Raw genomic sequence first — 25,351 nt, 5'->3', positions numbered from 1 at the left:
TGATTCACAGAGAAAAGTTCAACGTTTAATAGATAAGAAGATTGAACCACTAATTGAAGAGATATTATGTTAAAATGATTATATAATAAAGATATTACTCTAATACATAACAATATATTAAGTTTATGTACATACTTTAAGTTATAAGCTTTTATTAAGAAGAAGAAAATTTGCTGATATAAATCAGTTGTTATCTAGACAAAATAGATTAATGCTTGATCAAATATACACCAAATTCTTTAGATGATTTAATAAGAGCGGATGGAATGGTATTTAGTAGTTAAGTGAAAGTCAATGGGGGGAAATATGATGTCTAATTTTTCTTTTTTAAATAAGAAATGGCCAATATTAGCCAAGCTAGGAACACAAGCAGAAAGTTATCTTCATACAGATAATAATGCATCTATGTTAAAAATGCGTATGTTTGGAGAAAAAATAATAGATCATATGCTAGCAGCCTTGAAAATTGAGGTTGATAGATTTGTAACTCAAGATGATAAAATTAAACTTTTAAGAAATACAGGAATAAATGGAGCCATTCCAGACCTATTTGATATAGTAAGACGTTATGGTAATAAGGCAAATCATGAAGGTTATGAAAATAAAAAAGTTGCACTAGAATGTTTAGTTTCTATGTATAAAGTAGCTACATGGTTTTATATTAAGGTAACAAAAGATACTTCTATAAAACCATTAACATATAAAACTCCAAAGCCAGTGATAACTAAAGAACCGGTATATAATATTGAAGAATATGCTAAGGAAAAGGACAAAATAAAAGAAGGGCACACTAAAGAAGTAAGTTCAATTAAAGAAGAAGTAAAAGTATCAGTTGAAACTGAAGCAGATAGAATTATAGAAAAGGAAGTTGAAAAGACCTTAGAGCTTAATGAAGCAGAAACTAGAAAGAAGCTTATAGACCTAATGTTAAAGGATGCAGGCTGGGATATTAATAACAAAGAACTAGTTAAGTTAGAACTCCCACTAGAAAATCATAAAGAGGATGGTAAAAAAGGTTTTGTTGATTATGTTTTATTTGATAAAAAGGGTAAGCCTATTGCAGTAGTAGAAGCTAAAAAGACATCAGTTGATTCTATTATAGGCAGACAACAAGCAGTAGAATATGCTAATACTATTGAAAGAGATTATAAAGTTCGCCCAATAGTGTTTTATACTAATGGTTATGAAATCTATATGTGGGATGATAAGCATAGTCAACCAAGACAAATTTGGGGATTCTATACTTTAGAAGACTTAGAGGAGTTATTCTTTAAACATAAGTATAAGAAAGACTTAAATAAAGTTGAGATAGATAAAAATATTGCAGGTAGACCATATCAAATAGAAGGAATCAAAAGGGTATATGAAAGATATTCTAATGGGCATAGAAAAGCTCTTTTAGTAATGGCAACTGGAACAGGAAAGACAAGAACTGTTATTGCATTAACTAAAGGTATGATGGAAGCAAATTGTGCTAAGAGAGTATTGTTCTTAGCTGATAGAGATGAACTTGTTAGACAAGCTAAAGAGGACAAGAATAGCTTTAAAACCTTTATGCCAGAGCAAATATCATGTAGATTTACAGGAAAAAATTCTGATAATAGAGAAGCAACATTGTATTTCTCAACTTATCAAACAATGATAAATTACTATAGTAAATTTAGTGTTGGTTTCTTTGATTTAATAATATGTGATGAATCCCATAGAAGTATCTATAAAACTTATAGGGACATATTAGAGTATTTTGATGCAAATATTATAGGGTTAACAGCTACTCCTATAGATTTCATAGAGCGTAATACATTTGATTTATTTAACTGCGAAACAGAGGACCCAACATTTAATTTTTCAATAGATCAAGCTTGGAGTCATATTCCACCATACCTTATTGAACCAAGAGTAATTGATGCTACTACTGACTTTTTAAGAAAAGGAATAAAGTATAGCCAAATGACAGAAGAACAAAGAAGGCAGGTTGATGATGAAGGACATGATGGTGATGAAATTGAATATGATAAAAAAGAGTTAGAAAAGAAAATAACAAATAAGGATACCAATAGATTTATATTAAAATCTTTAATGGATAAAGGTATTAAGGTTGGAGATCACTTAGGTAAAACCATCATATTTGCTAAAAATAAAAATCATGCGAACCTATTAGATTCATTATTTAATGAAATGTATCCTCAATATAATGGAAAAATGACCGCTGTTATTTATTCTGACATTATTGAAAAAGAAAGACTCATAGAAAACTTTAAAAATGAAGAATTTCCACGAATAGCAATATCTGTAGATTTATTAGATACCGGAATAGATGTACCTGAAATAGTTAATCTAGTATTTGCAAAGCCTATTTATTCAAAGGTTAAGTTTTGGCAAATGATAGGAAGAGGAACAAGAAGATGTGATAATTTATTTGATGGCGGAGTAGATAAAACAGAGTTTGCTATATTTGATTGCTACAAAAACTTTGAGTTCTTTGAACTGAATCCAAAAGGATTTATTCCAAAGCCACAAAAAACCTCTATGCAGGTAAGATTTGAGCTTATGTGTAAGCTTTTAGAAATATATAAGTCAAAGAATGAAGAAAACATATGTAATGACTTTGCAGAAAAGTTAAAAGCAAATATTGAAGAGTTACCATCAGAGAGTATAGAAATAAAGAAGAATAGAAAGAAAATAGATCAGGTTAAAAAGGAAGAGTATTGGAGTCGTTTAAGTGAAGATTTCATTAAAAAGTTAAAATTAGAAATAGCACCACTAATACAATGGATTGAAGCTAAAGATAATTTAGATGCTATATTGTTTGATAACTCAATTTATAGAATACTTCAAAGTTTTGAGGCTGATGATAAAGATTCATTAGTTAGAGAAATCAATGCTACTATGGAAAAGCTAGCAAGACTAAAAATAAATATAAATCAGTTTGATAGAAAAAGAGAACTTGTAAAATCTTTATTAGAGCCATCAGGATGGGATAATCTAAAGTTTGAAAAACTAGAACAGATAAGAAGAGACTTAAGAGATTTAATGAAATATAAAGGAGCTACAGCAGGAACTTTTGTGGTAATGGATATAAAGGATACTGGTGAAGCAATAAAGGAAATTAGTGCTGGCTCAGTTCTTTATGGGGCTAATATGGAACCATATGAAAAGAGAGTAAAATCAGCCATTGAAGAGAAGTTAAATGACCAGTTAGTGATTCATAAAATTAAAAAAGGTGAAAAGCTTTCACAAACTGAAATTGACGGTATATATTCAATATTTGGTGAAGATTTTGTTTATAGTATAGATGAACTTTCAAGTAAAACAGATATAGATAAAGAAGATATAGTTGGTATTATAAGAAAGTTTATTGGTGTTGATGAGATAGAATTAAACAAAATGTTTGAAGAATTTATTCAGAAGCATCATAATAAAATGAATGCTACACAGATTAAAACTTTAGAAATAATTAAGAATGATATTGCTAAAAATAAAGGTATATCAGTTGCGGCATTGTTTGGAGCACCATATACATCATTTAATCCTAATGGAGTTGATGGTATATTTGGAAGAATGGCCGATGATGTTTTTGATTTGATAGCACCTTTTAAAGTAAGTGTTATATCTTAAAGTTAGGGAGGACGACAAACGTGTTAAGTGCAGAAATTAAGAGTAAAATTGATAAACTATGGAATAACTTCTGGTCAGGGGGAATATCTAACCCACTAACTGTAATAGAGCAGATATCATATCTTTTATTTATAAAGAGATTAGACGATATAGATAATGCTAATGAAAAAAGAGCTAATAGAATAGGAAGGTCATATAACTCTATGTTTTCAGATGAGTTAATGAAGTGGAGTGAGTTCAAACATTTGGATGTAAATGAAATGTTTGATGTTGTATCACAAAAGGTTTTTCCATTCATAAAGAATATGGGAGGAGAAGAATCAAGCTTTACAGCTGAAATGAAGGATGCAGTATTTATGATACCTAAGCCGTCATTACTTCAAGAGTCAGTTAGACTTATAGATGGAATAAACATGGATGATGTAGATACTAAGGGAGATTTATATGAGTATCTTTTATCAAAACTTTCAACATCAGGAGTAAATGGTCAGTTTAGAACACCAAGACACATAATAAGAATGATGGTTGAACTTATGGATCCCAGTAGTGAGGATAAAATATGCGACCCAGCATGTGGGACAGCTGGATTCTTAATTAATGCATTAGAATACATATTAGAAAAATATACAAAACCAGAAAGTATATTTACTGATGAAGAAGGTAATCTTCAAAATAGAATTGGAGATATGATGAGCAATGAGGAGTGGGATCATTTTAGAACTGAAATGTTCTATGGATTTGATTTTGACCCATCAATGGTTAGAATAGCTTCAATGAACCTTATGCTTCATAGCATTGATAATCCTAATGTGAGACAAATGGATACAATGTCAAAAGCATATGAAGAAGAAAATAAATATACTTTGGTGCTAGCAAATCCACCTTTTAAAGGAAGTATAGATGCTGGAGATATAAACCCATCTTTAACTAAGGGAGCTAAGACAACCAAGACTGAGCTTTTATTTATGAAGCTTATAAATAGAATATTAGACTTAGGAGGAAGATGTGCTGTTATAGTACCAGATGGAGTTCTATTTGGATCAACTAAGGCCCATAAGGATATAAGACAAAGTTTGGTAGAGGAAAATGCACTAGAAGGTGTAATATCAATGCCGTCAGGAGTATTCAAACCATATGCAGGAGTATCAACAGCGATTCTTTTATTCACAAAAGGGGGAGAAACAAATAAAGTATGGTTCTATGATATGCAAAGTGATGGCTACTCACTAGATGATAAAAGAAATAAGCTTGATAATAATGGGGATATTCCAGATATAATAGAAAAATGGAGAGCAATAAAGAAAGATAATACACTAGAGCCAGTTAAAGAGGATAAGTGGTTCTGGGTAAAAAAAGAAGAGATAGCTAAAAGTGGCTATGATCTTTCTATTAATAAGTATAAGAAAATAGAGTATGAGGAAGTTGTGTATGATGAACCAAGTGTTATTTTGGGAAGAATTGAATCTTTAGAGGAAGAGATAACTCAAGGATTAAAAGATTTAAAAGGAATGCTTGAGGTGTAAAATGATAAAATTAGGAAGTTATATAGAGTTAGTATCAGGGAGAGATTTGACAAAGTCTCAGTATAATGACAAGAAAAAAGGTATTCCATATATTATGGGTGCAAGCAATATGATTGATGGAATATTGAATATTGAAAGGTGGACACAAGAGCCCACTGTAATTGGAAAAAAGGACGACTTAATAATTTCAGTAAAGGGAACTGTTGGAGAATTATTAATTTTAGAAGAAAATGAAGTGCATTTAAGTAGACAGGTTATGGCAATAAGATCTAAAAGTGGTTATGAATTTAAGTTTATATTTTACTATTTAAAATATTATTTAGATAGATTAAAAGAAAAAGCAAAGGGAATGATTCCAGGAATAACAAGAGAAGATATTTTAGGTGCTGAGTTTATTGAGATGAACAAGGATAAACAACAAAAAATAATAAAGATATTAGATAGTGCACAAACATTAATTGATAAGAGAAAAGATCAAATAGAAGAATTAGATGAGTTAGTTAAATCGAGATTTATCGAGATGTTTGGTGACCCAGTTTCAAATCCCAGCGGCTGGAATAAATGTATATTGCAAGAATGTTGTTCTAAAATAACTGATGGTACTCATGATACTCCTCAACGCTTATCTGAAGGTAAATTATTAATAACAGGTAAGAATATAAGAAGAGATAAAATTGATTTAACTGATATCGAATATGTATCTGAAGAAGACCATGAAATAATTTATAAAAGATGTAATCCAGAATACGGAGATGTGTTATATACAAACATAGGCGTTAACTATGGAACCGCTGTAATCAATAGTTTAGATTATGAATTTAGTATGAAGAATGTTGCTTTATTAAAACCGGATAAAAGTAAAATTAATGGCATTTACTTGTGGCATTATCTAAACTTATGTAGAAATTTTATTTTAGAAGAAAATAAGACTGGTGGAGCACAAACATTTATGAGTTTAGCTACAATAAAAAAATTAAATGTAGTTATTCCATCATTAGAACTTCAAAATCAATTCGCAGCTTTCGTTAAACAAGTCGACAAATTGAAATTTGAAATGCAAGAGAGTTTAAAAGAATTAGAGAACAATTTTAATTCATTGATGCAAAAAGCATTTAATGGAGAATTATTTAGCTAAAATTGATTTATCTAAGAAAGACATAACATAAACAACATTTTTATCTTTCAGGTGGATTGGAAAAACTACAATATAAATAAAATGTTATTTATAAGTTTGGATGAGAGGTGAGGAATAGTGGATAATAATAAATTAATTAGAACCTTAGATGCAATAAGTTATGAAACGAAATTAGGGAAGAATCTAAAGAATACGCTTAGAAAAGTAGACAAGGAAGTTTTAATAGAAGAACTTAATGACTATAGGTTATTTTTAAAGAAAAGAAGAAGGTTATTAGATGACTACACATATAGAATCAAATCTCTACAATCCATAAAGCTTAAATATGATAGATATTACCCAAGTAAAGAAATAGGTTCATGTTTCAATGATATATTAGGAATTAGGGTTATAGTTGAAACTTACAATATAGTTTTAAGTAATGATAATATAAAACACGTAGATATGACAAATGGCAAGAAAAACGATGATGGATATAGAGGGTATCATATTTATTATAAGAAAAGCAATTACCATTATCCGATAGAAATACAATTTTTCACCAAAAGAGATTATATATTTAATATGTGGCTTCACAAATATATATATAAATATAAGGATAATACTATAGGAGTAAAATTAAAAGAGTTATATGATAATGGTATTATAAGCAATGAAGAGGATTTTAAGGAGGTATTGAAAAATGTATTATATATTAGTTAAAAAATTCGATTCCATAGGATCATTAGTTTATGGTTCAAATGATTCTAAAGAGGTAGATATGATAGATGATTTATTAAATTATAAATTAGAAGGAAAGGATAAGCAGGTTGTTTTATTATCTAATTTAGAAATGTGGAAGGAATATGAACCTTTCAATATAGTAAATAATGTTGGGGAGTTTATTGATAGAGCTATTTTGAATTAATTTTACAATAGCATTTAAATTTATGAATTCAATTTAAAGAATACGCTAAAGGCGCGTATTTAGTACTTTAGTAGATTTCTTAAGAGGTTAGCAATGCAAAATTTAAGCCAAATGCAGAAGAAGCTTTAAATTTAAACAATAGGGCAAAACAAGTTATAAAAAAAGTAGAAGATGAATTAAGCATTGCTAAAAATTTAGATTATACAATAAAAGTTATGAAAAAAAGATAATAAACTTGTCAATAATACTACAATCAAAATGTTAAAAGAGAGGTAGATTGTAGTGGAAAAGCTTATTGTTGAAATTGAACAGGAAATGGTAAAGTTACTTAATAATATGCAAATGGAAGAGCTTCATAAAGTTTTATTGAGAAGGCTACAGGGGGTAGATTTTATAGATGAAGCCAGCAACAAAAATTTAGCTAATGAGGAAGTAAATTATTGCAACATATTTATTTGTGCAAAGCGAGTAGAAGGATGCTCAGAAAAATCTATTAAATATTATAAATCAACCATAGAAAATATGTTAAAAGCCTTAGACAAACCAGTTAAGCATATTACAACAGAGGACTTAAGAGAATACTTAGCGGGATATCATAAAAGAAGTAATTGTAGCAAGGTCACTGTTGATAATGTTAGAAGGATCCTATCCACATTCTTTTCGTGGCTTGAGGATGAAAATTATGTTTTAAAGAGTCCAGTAAGACGGATTCATAAAATAAGAACTGGAAAAATCGTGAAAGAAACATATACAGATGAGCATTTAGAAATAATGCGCGATAATTGTAAAGAAATACGTGACCTTGCAATTATAGATTTGTTAAACTCTACTGGAATACGTGTTGGAGAATTAGTAAAGTTAAATATTGATGATATAGATTTTAATGAGAGAGAATGTATTGTTGAAGGAAAAGGTGATAAACAAAGAAGGGTTTATTTTGATGCTAGAACCAAAATACATTTGCAAAATTATCTTAATAGTAGAGTCGATGATAATAGAGCATTATTTGTATCACTAATAGAACCGCATAATAGGTTAAATATTAGTGGAGTTGAAATTAGAATGAGAGCTTTGGGAAAAAAGCTTAATATTAACAAGTTACATCCTCATAAATTTAGAAGAACACTTGCAACAAGAGCCATTGATAAGGGAATGCCTATAGAACAGGTACAACACCTTTTAGGACATCAAAAGATAGATACAACTCTTCAATATGCAATGGTAAATCAAAATAATGTTAAGATTTCTCATAGGAAGTATATTGGATAGTTTTTTATAAATTGTAATTAACAAAGTCAAATCGAGATTTATCGAGATGTTTGGAAATCCTATAGAAAAAAGATTTATAGGAAAAACATTACCAGAAATAATTACTGAAGATAAATATGCACTGAAAAGAGGTCCATTTGGAGGCTCATTAAAAAAAGATGACTTTATACAAAAAGGATATTTAGTATATGAGCAACGTCATGCTATACATAATGATTTTGAGTATGCTAAGTATTTTATAAGTAAAGAAAAATATGATGAAATGATTATGTTTAAGGTAGATCCAAAAGACTTACTTGTAAGTTGTTCAGGGGTTACACTTGGTAGAATATCGGAAGTACCAGAAGGAGCTAAAAAAGGAATTATAAATCAAGCGTTATTAAAAATAACTTTAGATCAAAATATTATGAACAATATCTATTTTATGCAGTTATTCAGAAATGAACAAATTCAAGATAAACTATTTGGATTTAGTAGAGGAAGCGGAATACCTAATTTTCCATCCATGAATGAAGTAAAATCTATGGAGTTCTTATGTCCACCAATAGAACTTCAAAACCAATTCGCCGACTTCGTCAACCAAGTCGACAAATTGAAATTTAATTAAGTAGTAGAGTGGGAGTAATAAAAACTCCCTATAGTTTAATTATGTCTGAAATTCTCAATATATTTTGTATATTTGGGACTATACCGTTTATCTGTCTCCATCATTGAAACCAAAGAACCGCCTATAGGTGGAAATTCATTTAATAATAAAGTTTCTAGAAGAGTTTTAGTTTAGAGTTATGCCTATTTTGGTGGATATTAGAAGCCATGCCTCGCCTCTAATATTTAAACCCACGAAAATCTAAAATTTAGATTTCTGTGGGTTGCTTTAGTTTACGAAGATTTATTTATTAATATTTTAATTGAATATGGTGAATATGAGTGTATTGGTTATGGTAAAATTAAAAATATAATTGATGATTATTTTAAATCATAATAAATGGTGAAATTATAATAAAGTATATTTATTAAGAAGTGGTGTTATACATGGAGAAAGATTTACCAAAATTTAAATATCATCCAGATCCAATTAAAACAGGAGCATTTTCAACTAATAAAAGCCTAGGATATTTTATGCCAAATCAAATGAATGAGTTTAGGTATAAAGATTTAGTATTTATAATGAATACTGCAAGATATAAGGGGGAAAGAGTGTGAATCCATTGGAAAGAAAACAAAAATCTATAGAAATATTAAAAGCTAATAAAGTTCCATATATGGAAGGACTTCCAGTTATTGAGGATGTAAATGAAATAGAGGTGCGAAGTGCAGAAGAAATAGCTAAACGTGCTATTGCTTGTTTAATCTCCATTCAAGTAGCTTGTGATATTAATAGCGGAGAAAATATTGAAGAATCCAAAGATTTTTTCAAAGGTTTTTTAGAGAAGTATGGGGTAAAAGAAGAATTAACAGAAGCTGAGAAGAAAATTATATTTGGTAATCCAGAAAAGCAAGATATAATTAATATGGCATGGAAATATGAAGCCTATTGGACACTTATTTGGGCACTAGGAATTGTAGATAAACTAGAATATCCTTCTCAAGTATGTGATTGTGACTTTGCTATTCATGCAGTAGCAGACTGTGAACATTTTAATGATTTTATGAAAAAAGTTAAATTAAAAAGTATAGAGGAAATATTAGAAGAGGCGGATTTAATTTATCGTTATAACTGGGCTTGTGTAGAGGCTAGAATACATGGGGGAAATCCGCCAGAAGGTTTAGATTCAGGAGTCGTATTTGAACGTCATTGGGGATTAAACTGGCTAATTGGAAAAGGTACATATAATGCTAATTGGGATAGTGTCTCAACAGATACTTAATAAATTAGAATATGAAATTATTTAATTATGATTCAATAATATGGATAATGGGCATTTCATCACGATACAGTATATTATGGAAATCCATCAATTTCAGAAAAGGACTTAGTGATTTAATTAAATTAGCATCAATAAGAAAATAGTGATAGATATAAATATGCAAGATATATTATATGCTTAGGGTTATATAGGAGAAGCAGTGTGATAGATAAAACTAAGTTTATGCTAATGATGGATTTTAAAGGTCATGTATCGACTTTACTATAGAATCCACCAAGATATATTAATACAGTAGATGTATTAATATATCTTTTTTATTTAGGAAAATTAAAATAATAAATAGTGTGCTAGGAGAAGATTATTACGGATTTAGATGAAAACACTCAGTATAATAGACAGTTAAAAAATAAATTAGTAATATTCGTTAGAGTTTAAAAAATTGCATATTAACATCCTTTCTTGAATAGGTGCAAAAAATAGGGTATACTAGTTGTTACAAATTAATTAATAATAATTATCATTTTCTTTAAGACTATAAAGGCTGATTTGAAAAAAGAGTTGGTTATAATGAGGAATTTTATTTTAGTAGGATATTCAAAAAAGTTCGGAGTTTCTCCAGATAAATTAAAGAAGGGATAAAGAAAGATGAAAGGAACGATTTTAACAAGAACAGTATTAAAAAGAGAAATATTTATTTATTTACCGGAAGGATATGATACCTCAAATAAAAGATATCCTGTAGTTTATGCTCATGATGGAGATAAATTTAAAGGGTTTTTAACAAAAATAATTGATGATATAGAAGAGGGATTTTCAAAGGGACTATTAGAAGAGCATATAATAGTTGGAATTACCCCTATTGATAGGTTAAATGAATATACACCCTGGTTTTCAAAGTCACAGCATGAAAGATTCCATGATTTTGAAGGACAAGCAGATAAATATCTAAGATTTTTATTAAAGGATTTACAAGGCTATATTGAAAATGAATTTAAAGTAAGTACAAATAAGAAAGATAGAAAGATTATGGGACATTCTCTTGGAGGGTTAGTTTCTTTATATTCAATTTATAAAAATAACAATTATGGTAAAATTGCAAGTATATGTGCATCTCAATGGTATGAGAGATGGATTAATTTTATAGGTGAAGAAAATATAGTAAATGATGATTTTAAACTTATAATAATTGCTGGTAAAAAGGAAGGTCACAATAAAGTTACTATTCAAAGATATATGCCAAAGTTTTCTGAACAATCTTATGAAATATTCAAGAGGCGAATAGGAGAAGAAAATGTAAAAATGATTTGGGATGATTATGATCATCACGAAAATATGTTAAATAGAAATAAAGTTGCATTAGAGTTCTTATTAAGTAAAAATTAATAAAACATAAAATGAGTCTTTTATAAAGAGAGGTTTAAAATAGTATATATTTATAAATTTTATATTTGTTTAAAAAACTTACATTATGCTACAGTAATTACCGAGCAATTTCAGAAACTACATGAAAATTTTACCATATAGTGCTATAATGTATTTAAATATAAGTTGCAATAGCAAGAGTGAAAGTAGGTTGTAAATATTATAGAAATTTGCTGTTCATTCAAAGAAAATATAAAATTAATGAATAATTTATGGGGAGATAGCATTGAAATGGGTATAGAGTTTAGTCTAGTTGATTATTTAAATGATGGCGTTGAGAATATTGTGAAGGGTGCAATTAAGGCATCCTTTCAGAATCCAAAAGAAACAACATTCATTATGAGATATATTTTAGAAAGCAAAAAAGCTGCTAAAAAAAGAAAAGCTTTTGAAGATAAAGGACAGCATATTCCACCCTTCCTAATCTCCAGTATCACTAGTAACTGTAATCTCTTTTGTAAAGGTTGCTATGCTAGAGCAAATAATTCCTGTAGTGAAAAGTCTAACAAAAAACAAATGACTAATGCTCAATGGGAAGATATATTTAAACAAGGGAAAGAACTTGGGATTTCTTTCATATTGCTAGCTGGTGGGGAACCTTTAATGAGGAAAGATGTTATAGAAAAAGCTTCTCAAATTAAAGAAATTATTTTTCCTATATTCACAAATGGTACTATGATTGATGAAGAATATATTAAGCTTTTCGATTCTAATAGAAATCTTGTACCTGTGATTAGTATTGAAGGTGATGAGAACAAAACTGATACTAGACGTGGTAAAGGGATCTATGAACTTCTCATAAATAAAATGGATTCCCTTAAATCTAAAGGTATATTATATGGAGTTTCTATAACTGTTACATCTGAAAACATATATACTGTAACAAGGAAAGACTTTATATCAGAGTTATATAAAAGAGGCTGCAAGGTAGTAATTTTTGTGGAATATGTACCAGTAGATGCTTCAACTAAAGCTTTGGCACCAACAGATAAGGAACGTAGTTATCTTGAAAATGAACAAGCATTTCTACGAAAAAGCTATGAAGATATGATTTTTATTTCTTTTCCAGGAGATGAAAAACATTCTGGAGGATGTCTTGCTGCTGGCAGAGGCTTCTTCCACATTAACACAGATGGAGGCGTAGAACCATGTCCATTTTCACCTTTTTCTGATACAAATCTAAAAGATTCTAGTTTACTAGATGCATTACAATCACCATTATTTAAAAAATTAAGTGCAACAGAAATGCTTCTGGGTGAACATAAGGGTGGCTGTGTATTGTTTGAAAAAGAAGAAGAAGTAAAAAAACTTTTATTATGAAACGTTTAGTAACACTATATAAGATCTGCTTTATTTAGTATAGTAACGCTTATTCTTCACCGAAAAATTTATGAAATTCTTATTAGCCTAATTGCTAATATTGTCTTTGGAAGGAAAAATCTGTTGACAACAAGAATAATAGATTATATACTTGAATAAAATTATAGTTATATTAAAAGGAGATTTAAAGAAATGATTTTATTTGTTCTTAACTAAATTATTAAAAGTAAATAATTTGAAATGCTTAAAAAGTTCTAAGATAGAGCTTTATTTAACTATGCGTTTTAAGAACAATATCATCTATTAAACTCTTTTATATAAAAACAAAATAACTATAAATACACACATATAAAACTATATGTTTATTTATCTTACAATTAAAATAGGGATAAATATATATATTGTGTATTAAGTTTAATTTGAATATAATAAAAGATCTTTATATAAATAAAATCCCCATGGATGATATTGTTCATCTGTGGGGATTTTTTAGTTTTATATTAAGAAAGGTGGAGTGTTTTATGGTCTTAACAAAGGTTACAGAAAGAATTTATTTTCTTGAAAATGATAAAGAAACAGATAGACCATTACTTGGATACGTTAAAGGAGATAAATATTCTTTAATGGTGGATGCAGGAAACTCAAGAAATCATGTTGAAAAGTTTAATGACTCTATAGAAAAATCAAACTTAAGATTACCGGATTATGTGGCTATTACTCATTGGCATTGGGATCATACTTATGGAATGAATGCAGTTACTGGAAAAACAATAGCATGTGAAATAACTAATGAAAGATTAAAAGTTATGTCCAAATGGCAATGGACGGAAGAAGCAATGAGTAAGCGTCTTTTAACTGGAGAGGATATTGAATTTGCAGATATTAATATTCGTAAAGAGTATAAAGTTCTTCAAGATATAAAAGTTATACCTGCTGATATAGTATTTAAAAATGATTTAGAAATAAATTTAGGAGGATTAGTGGTTATTTTAAAAAATGTTATTGCTCCTCATTCAGAAGATTCTGTTATAGTTTATGTACCTGAAGAAAAGGTAGTATTTATAGGAGATGCTTACAGTATAGATTTTTATGATAACTACAAGTATGATTCGGTTAAATTACAAAATTTTATAAAGATGTTAGAGAGTTTAGAGTTTGATACTTGTTTCTTAGGACACTCCTCACCTCTAAAAAAGACAGAGATTATTGAGTGTTTAAAATCAGAATATAAAAAAATCTCTACAAATAATGATGGAAAAAAGATAAGTAAATAATAAAGAGAGGATGGAATTTATGTAGGTGGGTATATAACGAAAGAAAAATAATATAGTTAAAGTCATTTGTTATATATCTGTGATTAAGAAGAAATAAAAGTAAGTAAAAATAAAAAATAGATTTAATTGTAAAGGAGATAAGATATATGAATAAATTTGGACCGAATCCAAATAGTATTTATCCTAATGAAAATATAAAGAGCATTTGCTATATAAAAAATGTTATTAAAAATCCTAATATTCAGGTTGGAGATTACACTTATTATGATGATATAAATGGAGCAGAAAAGTTCGAAGAACATGTTACACATCATTATGAATTTATAGGTGATAAACTTATTATAGGAAAATTTTGTGCTATTGCAAAAGGCATAGAATTTGTAATGAATGGTGCAAATCATAGAATGAATTCTGTAACAACTTATCCTTTTAATATTATGGGGAATGGATGGGAAAGAACTATACCAACCCTTGAAGACTTACCTCTAAAAGGTGATACTGTGGTTGGTAATGATGTATGGATTGGACAGAATGTTACAGTAATGCCTGGTGTGCATATTGGAGATGGAGCAGTTATTGCTGCTAATTCTGTAGTGACAAAAGATGTTCCTCCATATCATATTGCTGGAGGTAATCCATGTAAAATTATAAAAAAGAGATTTGATGATGAATTGATTGATTATTTATTAAAATTAAAATGGTGGGATTGGACTGAAGAAAAGATTTTCAAAAATCTTGAAGTGCTTTGCAGCTCAGATTTAGATAAAATTAAGTCTATAAAGTAACTTTTTAAAGTGTGTATAATTTTTCATAGTAGAAATTGAGGATACTCCATATGGTTTATGTTATTAACTCTTACTATTGAGATAAAAGAAAATCATGTTTATTAAGTAATAAATATAGAAAGGAATAAATTTTATGTATAAGGAGGTAGAAATGAAACAATATATTTTTTAAAAAGCTTCGGCTTTCCATATGTTGAGGCTATAAAAGATGGATTATATGTTGGTAAAAAGCGTGAAAAAATAATATAAAAATTTATTTGAAAGGTCTATAACTATGAAATTTGATGAATTATATGATATTGCAAAAAACACATTAAACCCTAGAGAACTTTCTAAAAACTCTTATGCTGGTTCTGTTGCAGCAGCTATTTTGAGTGAAAGTGGAAAAGTTTATACTGGGGTATGCATAGATACACCTTGTTCTATGGGGTTTTGTGCAGAACATGCGGCTATTGCAGCTATGATTACAGCAGGAGAAAATAGAATAACAAAAGTAATTGCAGTTTATGAAGATGGAACAATAATTCCACCCTGTGGAAGATGTAGAGAATTTATTTGCCAAATCCATGATGAAAACTACAAATGTGAGGTAATGATAAAAAAAGATCATATACTTACTATTAATGATTTGTTACCTCATCGATGGGAATAGGATTAGTTAAGAATTTAAATTAAACGAAAATAGTAAAGAAAGGAGTCAATGATTTATGAGAAAATTTATTATTAACGCATAGCAAAGGCTATTGTGTTAATAACATAATTAAGAAAATAGCCTTTGTTTAATCCTAAGTAAAAGAGTTAAATTTAGGAGGAACAAAATGTGCTATATTAAGGCTGAAGATATATTTCCAAAAGAGATAATTGATTTAATCCATCAGTATGTTGATGGAGAATATATATATATTCCTAAAAAACAGAATAATAAAAAGAAATGGGGGGAGGCAACTAATACCAGAAAAGAAATTGAAATAAGAAATGCAGCTATTTATGAGGATTATAATAGAGGTATGGATAAAGAGCATCTTGCTACCAAGTACTTTTTATCAAGAAAAAGTATAGACAGAATTATTTTACAGCAAAAAAGAAAATGATTAATTTAATGAGCCATAGATTAGTTTTATATAGTTTATGGCTTAAGATTAAATCCACAAGATGTAATAACTACAGAACAAATAGAGGGTATCAATTTATATTTATGTTATAATAAAGAACAATAAATTAAAAGGGGGGATGCATATGTTAATAAATTTAATCAGATTTATTGAATTAAGCTCCGAGCAAAGACTGTAATATAAATCAAAACATGACTTGCAAGGGGTTTTATATAAAAATTTAAATAAGTGTTTTGTGCAGTTTTTGCTTAATTATTTACCCCAAAAGTAAATAGGAGTAGATAAAGTGAAATATAAAAAAGCACAAGATGTATTACCTAAAGATATTCTTGAATTAATTCAAGAATACATGGATGGTGGTTATTTATATATACCAAGAAAGTTTGAAAACAAGAGATCTTGGGGTGAATCAAGTGGTTCAAAGCTTGAGATAAGAGGAAGAAATATAGAGATATATAATAAATATAAAGAAGGTATGTCAGTTAAAGAACTTGCTGAAGAATATTATCTATCTCAAAGTAGTATAAGAAGAATAATATGCCAATATAATACATAAAAAAATGGATACTTAGTCTGAGGCTAAGTATCCACTTTTTTATATAAAGAGAATTGCAATTTTCATTTGTGCTCAAAGTCTTTACAGAGGCATTTTCAAACGTGCAATAAGCAAAGAGTGTATGATAAAATTAGATTAAATTATAAAACATTATATAAAAAAGCTTAAGCTGATTTTTTATATAATGATCTTAATAAAAGTAGATAGTATTTAAAAATAACAAATTTAATTCTAAAAATTGCTATAAAATTAATAAAGTGAGGTATAAGTAAATGATGAATAAACAGAATGTTGAAAAAATTAAAAGGATGAACCCTGCAAATATTCCGTCTCCTGTGGGAAAATATAGTCATATAACAAAGATACCAAAGGATGCTGAGATTTTTGTGACTTCAGGCCAAATAGGTGTGGGTATAGATAACAATATTCCTGAATCGATTAATGATCAAGTGGAAAATACCTTTAAAAATATTGCTAATCTATTAGCATCTCAACAATTATCCGCCGATAATGTAATTAAAGTTAATATTTGGGCAACTGAAGAAATTGATTGGAATTACTTAGATGGTAAGTGGGAGTCATTGTTTGGTACAGAATATCCTTCAATGACTATTGCATATATAAGTGCATTGGGCTTACCTGAATTAAAAATAGAAATAGAATTATGGATTGCAAAATAATCAGCTTAATAAGCCATAAACTAGTTTTATATAGTTTATGGCTCATTTTTATTTAGTAAAAGTTATTAAGGTTGTATCATAAAAAATACTAGGATAAGATATAAGAATATAATGCAAATAAGGGAAAGGAAAAATTAAAAATGGATGAAAATTTATTAATTAATAATAAAATATATACTTATAAGTGTAATTACAAGGATGATTTGGCATTAAGAAATAGTTTTAATAGTTTAACAGAAAAAACCTATGGTTTTAACTTTAAACAATGGTATGAAGATGGTTATTGGAAAGATAAGTATATACCATATTCTTTGTTAGATGGAGATAAAGTAGTATCTAATGTTTCAGTAAATATCATGGATTTCTTGATTTTAGGAGAGGAAAAGAGATTTGTACAAATTGGAACAGTTATGACAGATGAGGAGTATAGAGGACAAGGCCTAAGTAGAGCACTTATGGAGGTAGTATTAAAAGAATGGGAGGATAAATGTGATCTTATTTATCTTTTTGCTAATGATAGCGTTCTCGATTTCTACCCAAAGTTTGGCTTTGAAAAGTGTAATGAATATAAATACTTTGTGAAAAGAATTGGGGAGAAGAAGTCAGAGAACATAAGAAAGATGAGTATGGACAGTGATAAGGATAGGAAATTTGTTTACGATATAATTTGTAATGCAATACCTATATCAAAGGTGTCTATGAAAAATAATGCATCTCTTATAATGTTTTATTGTACATATTTTATGAAGGAGAGCATTTATTATATTGAAGACTATAATGCTGTGGTTATCTGTGACTTCAATGAAGATGTTTTATATGTACAAGATGTGTTTACCACAAAAGAAGTAAATTTAGATAAAATTATTAATTCAATAATGAATGAGAAAACTAAGAAGGTGATTTTAGGCTTTACCCCAAATAATATTTCTTCTTATGAAAAAACTTTGGTAAATGAAGAGGATACTACTCTTTTTATTAAGATTGGAAAAGACAATCCCTTTAAAACAGAAGATTTAATGTTCCCTGTATTGTCTCATGCATAATGATAAATAAATGTATGCGAGTTGCTGTAATGGCTTAATTTGAAATAAAATACATTATGTGCTATAATTAAAAAGTTATGTCGTAAATTTAGGAAAGTAGTTTTAATGTGCAGAATTAAGGGGGACAAAATTAAAATGAAAAAGAAATTAAAAATTTGTGTTATTAGCTGCCTGGCTATACTTTTATTAGCTGGTTGTGGAACAAAAGTAAAAGAGCCTACAGAAAGTAGAGTTGACGGGGAAAATTATACATTTACTGGTGAAGAATTTAAGAATTATTTTAATGATACAATTGGAAATAACACAAAAATTAAAGAATTTAAAGGTAAGAAATTAGAGACTCAGAGTGTAGGTGTAGTAAAAGCAAAGTCAACAAAAGATGATGATGTGTATTTTTATATAGAATCTCTAGATAAATGTATGGTTAGTGCTAAATCTCATGAGGAAAATGGCAAACTTACGGAAGTTTCCATTAAATTCCGAGGAGGAACGGAAGAAAATAACGGGTCTCTTACAAAAACTACCTTTAGCAAAGGTGAAGTTAAAGATTTTAAAAAATATGCAAATGCTGTATTTGATGTATGTGAGCCAAATGTAGAAACAAAAAAATTTGAAGAATTTTTTGATAAGTGCTTTACAGGTAACATAGTTCCAACTAGAGAAGAAGAAATTGGAGATTTAAAGATCTCTTTAGATTCAAGGTCGGGGCTAGAAATGAAATTTAAATCCAAAACACAAAAATAGAATTATGTGATTTTGAATAAAGTATACACCAAGCATCGTAAAGGATATACAATTATTCCATATATAAGTAAAATGTATTAAATGGTAAAAAATACATAACTGTGTTTATTAATATGATTTAAAAAGAAAAAAACATAGATGCAAAATTGAAGAAGTTTAAGATTATGGATAGGCTTTAAAGTAAGTCTATCTTATTTTTTAGAAAAACTTTAAGTTGATATATAAACTAAACTTGGTAAGGGTCCAAAAGATGAATATAAAAAAGAAAAGTCTATTGAAATAGCATTAAATAATATAAGTTGAAGGGGGATTTGATATGGAACTGCAGACTATTACACTTCGAAAGGGATGAATGATACCAGTATCCCCCATTCAACTATTAAATTGTACTAAAAATTATAATATAGAATTTATGATAATTTTATAATTTGTTTATATTTAATTGTGTAGGATTCTTATGTGCCTTTCATATGCTAGCCACTATTTTTAATGTTTGAATTATATAGAAAGCTTGGATCAATTTCCATTGAATTAACATTTTGACCTTTCTTAGTTGGTGCCTTTATGGGTTCTTTTATTGTAAATTTGTACTTGTAGCCCTCAATGTTATATCCTCTATTAGTATCTACATTATTCATTGAAAAATCTTTATCTATAAACATCACATTTTTCCCATCAATTTCACCTACAAATGCTTGAGTGTATATATTGTCGTTAAAAGTTTGTCCATTTAGTTCTTCTTTTGCACGAAAATCAAATTTACCATTATCATCAACGTTGACATAAACATTAAGAGGTATAATACTTTTTACATATATAGAATGCAATGCGCCATAATTACTTTCTTTAAATTCTTTTAATGTCTTTGAAACTTTAAGCTTTCTGCCATTACGTATCTCAAAAGATTCATTATATTTTCGTAACCTTTCAACTTCTTCTGGTGAGCAATCTATATATAGTCCATTTGTCCAGGTTTTGAGTTAACAAAATTTTTTCGAATTCATTTTTAAGCCCTGCAAGTTCGCCAGCTCTTTTAGTTGCCTTACGTTGGGCATCATTAAAATAAGCAGGGACGCTTATAACTGCCTCCATAACTTCTTCACCTATATATTTTTCTGTATCTTCTTTTATAGAAGCTAAACTGTTTGTGGTTCCTAAATCTATTCCAATAATAGCCATAGTAATCTCCTCTCTAATTTCTTAAGAAAACCTCCTTGTTAATAGTTGCTTCTCGCTTCCACTTAAACACAAGGAGGTTTGCTTTTTTATATTAATATAACAGAAATGTAATGTTAATGAAATATAGTTCAATTGATACCCTAAATGGAATTGTATAGAATAAATTACATGAGATGAAGTTAAAAACATTAGTTAATATAAGAAAAAGGGGAGAGTTGTAAGTGAAAAACATATTAAGTGTAGAAAAAATTGAAAAGTATTATGGTAGTAAAGATAATGTTACAAAGGCTATAGATAATATCACTTTTAAAGTAGATCAGGGGGAATTTGTTGGTATAATGGGACCGTCGGGAAGTGGTAAAACGACATTACTTAACTGTATATCAACTATTGATAATGTTACTACAGGGAAAATAATAATAAATAATAATGATATTACTAGGTTAAAGTCAAAATCATTAGATAAGTTCAGACAAAACGAATTAGGCTTTATATTTCAAGACTTTAATCTATTAGACACCCTTACAGCCTATGAGAATATTGCCTTAGCATTAACAATAAAAGGGGAGAAAAGTTCAGAAATAGATGGAAAAATAAAATCAGTAGCTAAGTATTTAGAAATAGGAGAAGTATTAAATAAATATCCTTATCAGATGTCAGGAGGGCAAAAACAAAGAGTTGCTTCGGCTAGAGCAATAGTAACTAATCCATCTTTAGTACTTGCTGATGAACCAACAGGGGCGTTAGATTCAAAATCTGCCAGATTATTACTTGAAAGATTTGAAAGTCTAAACAAAGATTTGAATACTACGATACTTATGGTTACTCATGATTCTTTTACAGCAAGTTATGCTCATAGAATACTTTTTATTAAAGATGGAAAAATCTTTAGTGAGTTAGTAAGAGGAAATGATACTAGAAAAGAATTCTTTAATAAAATTATAGAAGTTATAACTCTCCTTGGAGGTGATGATAACAATGTATTTTAAGATAGCTGCACAAAATATAAAAAAGAGTTATAAAGATTATACTATATATTTTTTAACACTAATATTAGCTGTTTGTATATTTTATAGCTTTAATTCTATAGATTCACAAAAGGCACTTATTGATATGAAATCTTCAAGTGCAGATTATATATCAAGATTAACTGAAATTATGTCTGGTGTGTCAGTATTTGTATCAATAATATTAGGTAGTTTAATATTATACGCAAATAATTTTTTAATAAAGAAGCGTAAGAAAGAATTAGGAATATATATGACTTTAGGTATGGGAAAAAGAAAAATATCTAGAATTTTAGTAACAGAGACCTTTATAGTTGGAGCTATATCTTTAATTGCCGGTCTTATATTAGGAATGGGAACATCGCAGGCTTTATCTGCTTTTACATTAAAGTTATTTGAATCTTCCATGAAGGAATATAGATTTAGTATTTCAACAGGGGCTATAGGTAAGACTATATTATACTTTGGAATAATGTTTTTACTTGTTATGATATTTAATGTATTTGTTATTTCTAAATACAAAATAATTGATTTACTAACAGCAGGTAGAAAAAATGAGGATATAAAATTTAAAAATCCATTTATATATTTAGTATCATTTGTTCTATGTGTAGCATCACTTGGGTTTGCATATAAATCTATATTAAAGATAGGTCTGGATTTAAGAGATCCTATGTTTAAGTCATTAATAGTCCTCTCGATAGTAGGTACAGTATTATTCTTTTTTAGTTTATCTGGGGTCATACTATATATAGTAAATAAAAATAAGAAAGTATACTTTAAGAGATTAAATATATTTGTAGTAAAACAAATATATAGTAAAGTTAATACAAATTTTATGTCAATGTCAGTAATATGTTTAATGTTATTTATTACAATACTTGTATTATCTACAGGAATAAGTATTAAGAAAGGTTTTGAATTAGGGCTTGAAAAAGTGACACCTTTTGATGCTAGTATAGCAGTAGAGAATAATAGTGAAAAAGACAATTTAGAAGATGTATTAGATAAAATTAACTTTAAGGTAAGTGAAAATGAAAAATATGCAACTTACAATAAATATATTTCAGATATAAAAGCAGGCGATTTATTATCAACTACAGATGAAGATTATGAGGATATTAATGCATACTTTGTTAAAATATCTGATTATAATAAAATGTTAGAATTAAGAGGTAAAAAAGAAATAAGTTTAAGCAATGATGAAGTTTTACTTATGTCCAGCTATAATGAGGTGGTTAAGCCAGTTAATGAAAAACTAAAAACTAGTAAGAAAGTTAGTATTAAAGGAAAAGAGTATTTAGTGAAAAATGATGAAATAATAGAGGAAAATCTTGAAACCTATTTTATGGCAAACAATAGCTTAACAATAGTTATAAATGATGAATTTTTGTGTAATTACAGTGAAATTAGCAAATCGGTACTTAATGTAATGTATTCAGATAAAAATAGAGAAGAAAATAATAAAAAATATAGCAAAATAAATGAGGACTATTTAAGTGGTAAGTATAAGAGTTTAAATATTGCATATATTGCTTCTTTTTCAAAGGATAAAATTCATTATGATAAAAATGGAGTAACAACATCAGTATTATTTATAGGAATATATTTAGGACTAGTATTTTTAATAACTAGCATGGCTGTATTAGCGCTTCAACAATTATCAGAGGCTAGTGATAGTATAGAAAGATATAAAGCTTTAAAGAGAATTGGTGCAAACAAAAAAATGATAGACAAAACAATCTTCATTCAAACCTTGATATATTTCAGCCTTCCAGTGATGCTTGCATTAATTCATTCAATTATTGGTGTTATAATAGTTAATAAAGAGATAAGCATGTTTAATCAAATAGATATTAGATTTTCAGCTTTAATAACAGCTTTATTATTTATCCTAGTTTATGTGGGATATTTCTATACAACATATACAGGATATAAAAACATAGTAAAAAATAATATTTAATCTTATAATAATTATTAAGGTTATTAAATTTTGTTTCCCAAAGTTTGATAGCCTTATATTCTATGTTAGGGAGGTAAAGTGAGTAATGAAAAAAATTCTTATTATTGAAGATGATGAAGTTATAAGAGAAGAATTACAGAATTTTTTAAAAAAGTATGGATATGAAGTAAATGTACCTGTAGAGTTTAATAATATAATACAATATGTTGAAAATGAGAATGCAAACCTTATATTACTAGACATAAACCTTCCAGAGTTTGATGGTTATTATATATGTAGAGAAATACGCAAAACATCAGATGTTCCAATTATAATAGTTACAAGCAGAGATAGTGAAGTAGATGAATTAATTAGTATGAATTTAGGGGCAGATGATTTTATAACAAAGCCTTATAATACAGAAATATTATTAGCAAGGATAACAAATATATTAAAAAGAACATATGGAAACTTAAAAACGAATAATATATTAAATTACAAAGATTTTAACTTAAATCTTTCAAATGCAACGGTTATTTATAGAGATCAATCCTTGGAGTTAACTAAAAATGAGGTTAAGATACTTTCGTACCTAATAAATAATAGGGGGAATATAGTAAAAAGAGATTCACTTATGGAATACTTGTGGAAAGCAGATTATTTTGTAGATGACAGCACTTTAACTGTTAATATTAATAGATTAAGAAAAAAACTTGAAGAGATAGGTATAGAAAACCCAATAGAAACAAGAAGAGGATTAGGTTATATAATGCCATGAATATAGGGGAATTTATTAAAGGTAAAATGATTATAGTAATATCTAACCTGCTAATATTTATTGTATTAGCAGCTATATTGATTATTGCTAATGTTAATTTCATTATAGTTTTATTTGTGTTTTGCATTTGGTTTTTGCCATTAATTTCATACATGACTTTAGAATTCATAAAATGTAAAAGTTATTATGGTGAAATTAATAGCATATTAGAAAGCTTAGATAAGAAATATCTACTTCCAGAGGTAATAAAGGAAACAAGCTTTATTCACGGAGAAAAACTTAATTATATACTTAAAGAAGTAAGCAGAGATATGCATGAGAATGTAAAATATTATAAAGATATGCAGACAGATTATAGAGAATATATAGAGACCTGGGTGCATGAAATTAAAACACCAATAGCTTCTACAAAGTTAATAATTGCAAATAATGAAAATGAAGTAACTAATAAAATAGACTTCCAGCTAGATAGAATTGAGAGGTTTGTAGAACAGGTGCTGTATTATTCTAGAAGTAATAATGTTAGTAAAGACTATATTATAAAACAAATTAACCTTGATAATGTAGTAAGAAATGTAGTCAAAAGAAATTATAGGGATTTTATTCATAAGAAAATAAAATTAAATATAAAAGATATTAATGAAGTTGTATATAGCGATGGAAAGTGGGCTGAATTTATTATTAATCAGATAATAGGAAATTCTATAAAATATTCAAGTAGTGAAGAACCAATGATAAATATATATTCAGTTAAGAAAGCTAATTCAGTAATGTTAATTATAGATGATAATGGGGTAGGTATAATTGATAAAGATATAAATAGAGTCTTTGAAAAAGGCTTCACTGGTGAGAATGGAAGGAGATTTAGCAAAAGTACAGGAATGGGTTTGTATATATGTGAAAAGCTCTGTTCAAAATTAGGATTGAAAATTACTATTGACTCTGAGATTAATAAGGGAACTAAGGTTACATTAATATTTCCTTTGTCAGCTATGGCAATTTTTACAGAGGATTAAAGACATATTAATGATGGAGGAAATAACACACTTAAACCCTGAAGTTAAATAGTTTAAAAACTTAACTTAGTATTGTCAGGATGAACCTTATCTGTATAGAAGTAAAATTAAAAGAAATCAGTAAGATATTAAAAAATAAGTCAATGATATTACTAAGTATCATTGACTTATTT

The 25,351-nt window shown here is 28.0% G+C and carries 24 protein-coding genes and 1 pseudogene; 23 read left to right on the top strand and 2 right to left on the bottom strand.

Annotated elements, in window-relative coordinates:
* Positions 1–309: 309 nt before the first annotated feature.
* The 19 genes from KQI89_RS05960 (at position 310) to KQI89_RS05870 (ending at position 19,256) form a co-directional block, all read left to right on the top strand.
* On the top strand, positions 310–3,618 hold the full coding sequence (locus KQI89_RS05960; protein WP_216456309.1) for a type I restriction endonuclease subunit R: 3,309 nt from the start codon (positions 310–312) through the stop codon (positions 3,616–3,618).
* 20 nt (positions 3,619–3,638) lie between these two features.
* Positions 3,639–5,141, top strand: a complete 1,503-nt coding sequence (locus KQI89_RS05955; protein WP_216456308.1) for a type I restriction-modification system subunit M — start codon at positions 3,639–3,641, stop codon at positions 5,139–5,141.
* 1 nt (position 5,142) lies between these two features.
* Positions 5,143–6,276, top strand: a complete 1,134-nt coding sequence (locus tag KQI89_RS05950; protein WP_216456307.1) for a restriction endonuclease subunit S — start codon at positions 5,143–5,145, stop codon at positions 6,274–6,276.
* 117 nt (positions 6,277–6,393) lie between these two features.
* Positions 6,394–6,978: a hypothetical protein gene (locus KQI89_RS17995; protein WP_343216328.1), complete on the top strand. Its 585-nt coding sequence runs from the start codon at positions 6,394–6,396 to the stop codon at positions 6,976–6,978.
* Complete coding sequence (locus tag KQI89_RS05940) at positions 6,959–7,183, top strand: DUF6718 family protein (RefSeq protein WP_216456306.1); 225 nt, start codon at positions 6,959–6,961, stop codon at positions 7,181–7,183. The genes KQI89_RS17995 and KQI89_RS05940 overlap by 20 nt, the downstream gene beginning before the upstream one ends.
* Before the next feature lie 315 nt (positions 7,184–7,498).
* The gene (xerA, locus tag KQI89_RS05935; protein WP_216456674.1) at positions 7,499–8,452 is read left to right on the top strand and encodes a site-specific tyrosine recombinase/integron integrase; all 954 of its coding nucleotides are present in this window, start codon (positions 7,499–7,501) and stop codon (positions 8,450–8,452) included.
* Positions 8,453–8,498: 46 nt separating this feature from the next.
* A complete protein-coding gene (locus KQI89_RS05930) occupies positions 8,499–9,059 on the top strand; it encodes a restriction endonuclease subunit S (protein ID WP_216456305.1) in 561 nt (186 codons plus the stop codon).
* A 425-nt stretch (positions 9,060–9,484) separates the two neighbouring features.
* A complete protein-coding gene (locus tag KQI89_RS05925; protein ID WP_216456304.1) occupies positions 9,485–9,655 on the top strand; it encodes a CbrC family protein in 171 nt (56 codons plus the stop codon).
* Positions 9,652–10,320, top strand: a complete 669-nt coding sequence (locus tag KQI89_RS05920) for a DUF4272 domain-containing protein (protein ID WP_216456303.1) — start codon at positions 9,652–9,654, stop codon at positions 10,318–10,320. The genes KQI89_RS05925 and KQI89_RS05920 overlap by 4 nt, the downstream gene beginning before the upstream one ends.
* A gap of 645 nt (positions 10,321–10,965) precedes the next feature.
* A complete protein-coding gene (locus tag KQI89_RS05915; protein WP_216456302.1) occupies positions 10,966–11,703 on the top strand; it encodes an alpha/beta hydrolase in 738 nt (245 codons plus the stop codon).
* A 270-nt stretch (positions 11,704–11,973) separates the two neighbouring features.
* Positions 11,974–13,062 (top strand): radical SAM protein, encoded by a 1,089-nt coding sequence (locus KQI89_RS05910; RefSeq protein WP_216456301.1) that lies wholly within the window; start codon positions 11,974–11,976, stop codon positions 13,060–13,062.
* Positions 13,063–13,583: 521 nt separating this feature from the next.
* Positions 13,584–14,336, top strand: a complete 753-nt coding sequence (locus KQI89_RS05905) for an MBL fold metallo-hydrolase (RefSeq protein ID WP_216456300.1) — start codon at positions 13,584–13,586, stop codon at positions 14,334–14,336.
* 146 nt (positions 14,337–14,482) lie between these two features.
* A complete protein-coding gene (locus KQI89_RS05900) occupies positions 14,483–15,121 on the top strand; it encodes a Vat family streptogramin A O-acetyltransferase (RefSeq protein ID WP_216456299.1) in 639 nt (212 codons plus the stop codon).
* 274 nt (positions 15,122–15,395) lie between these two features.
* Positions 15,396–15,773: a cytidine deaminase family protein gene (locus KQI89_RS05895; protein WP_216456298.1), complete on the top strand. Its 378-nt coding sequence runs from the start codon at positions 15,396–15,398 to the stop codon at positions 15,771–15,773.
* 166 nt (positions 15,774–15,939) lie between these two features.
* Positions 15,940–16,212: a CD3324 family protein gene (locus tag KQI89_RS05890; protein WP_216456297.1), complete on the top strand. Its 273-nt coding sequence runs from the start codon at positions 15,940–15,942 to the stop codon at positions 16,210–16,212.
* A gap of 307 nt (positions 16,213–16,519) precedes the next feature.
* On the top strand, positions 16,520–16,789 hold the full coding sequence (locus KQI89_RS05885) for a CD3324 family protein (RefSeq protein WP_216456296.1): 270 nt from the start codon (positions 16,520–16,522) through the stop codon (positions 16,787–16,789).
* Positions 16,790–17,061: 272 nt separating this feature from the next.
* Complete coding sequence (locus tag KQI89_RS05880; RefSeq protein ID WP_216456295.1) at positions 17,062–17,469, top strand: RidA family protein; 408 nt, start codon at positions 17,062–17,064, stop codon at positions 17,467–17,469.
* A gap of 140 nt (positions 17,470–17,609) precedes the next feature.
* Positions 17,610–18,512, top strand: coding sequence for a GNAT family N-acetyltransferase (locus KQI89_RS05875; RefSeq protein WP_216456294.1), 903 nt, complete (start codon positions 17,610–17,612; stop codon positions 18,510–18,512).
* A 135-nt stretch (positions 18,513–18,647) separates the two neighbouring features.
* Entirely contained in the window at positions 18,648–19,256 is a 609-nt protein-coding gene (locus KQI89_RS05870; RefSeq protein ID WP_216456293.1) for a hypothetical protein, read from the top strand.
* A 473-nt stretch (positions 19,257–19,729) separates the two neighbouring features.
* On the opposite strand, the gene KQI89_RS05865 is transcribed toward KQI89_RS05870, so the two are convergent.
* Entirely contained in the window at positions 19,730–20,083 is a 354-nt protein-coding gene (locus tag KQI89_RS05865; protein WP_216456292.1) for a hypothetical protein, read from the bottom strand.
* A gap of 172 nt (positions 20,084–20,255) precedes the next feature.
* Positions 20,256–20,396 (bottom strand): annotated as a pseudogene (locus KQI89_RS05860) (Hsp70 family protein); the annotation flags it as partial.
* 260 nt (positions 20,397–20,656) lie between these two features.
* Between KQI89_RS05860 and KQI89_RS05855 the strand changes: the two are divergent.
* From KQI89_RS05855 to KQI89_RS05840, 4 genes are all read left to right on the top strand, one after another.
* Positions 20,657–21,424 (top strand): ABC transporter ATP-binding protein, encoded by a 768-nt coding sequence (locus tag KQI89_RS05855; protein WP_216456291.1) that lies wholly within the window; start codon positions 20,657–20,659, stop codon positions 21,422–21,424.
* Positions 21,414–23,405: an FtsX-like permease family protein gene (locus KQI89_RS05850; protein WP_216456290.1), complete on the top strand. Its 1,992-nt coding sequence runs from the start codon at positions 21,414–21,416 to the stop codon at positions 23,403–23,405. Before KQI89_RS05855 ends, KQI89_RS05850 begins: the two co-directional genes overlap by 11 nt.
* An 85-nt stretch (positions 23,406–23,490) precedes the next feature.
* A complete protein-coding gene (locus KQI89_RS05845) occupies positions 23,491–24,162 on the top strand; it encodes a response regulator transcription factor (RefSeq protein WP_216456289.1) in 672 nt (223 codons plus the stop codon).
* On the top strand, positions 24,159–25,178 hold the full coding sequence (locus KQI89_RS05840) for a sensor histidine kinase (RefSeq protein ID WP_216456288.1): 1,020 nt from the start codon (positions 24,159–24,161) through the stop codon (positions 25,176–25,178). The genes KQI89_RS05845 and KQI89_RS05840 overlap by 4 nt, the downstream gene beginning before the upstream one ends.
* The last annotated feature ends 173 nt before the right edge of the window (positions 25,179–25,351 follow it).

It is taken from the genome of Clostridium simiarum, from assembly GCF_018919175.1.
GTDB classification, from domain to species: Bacteria; Bacillota; Clostridia; order Clostridiales; family Clostridiaceae; genus Clostridium_L; species Clostridium_L simiarum.
This window is presented reverse-complemented; position numbering and strand designations above follow the sequence as displayed.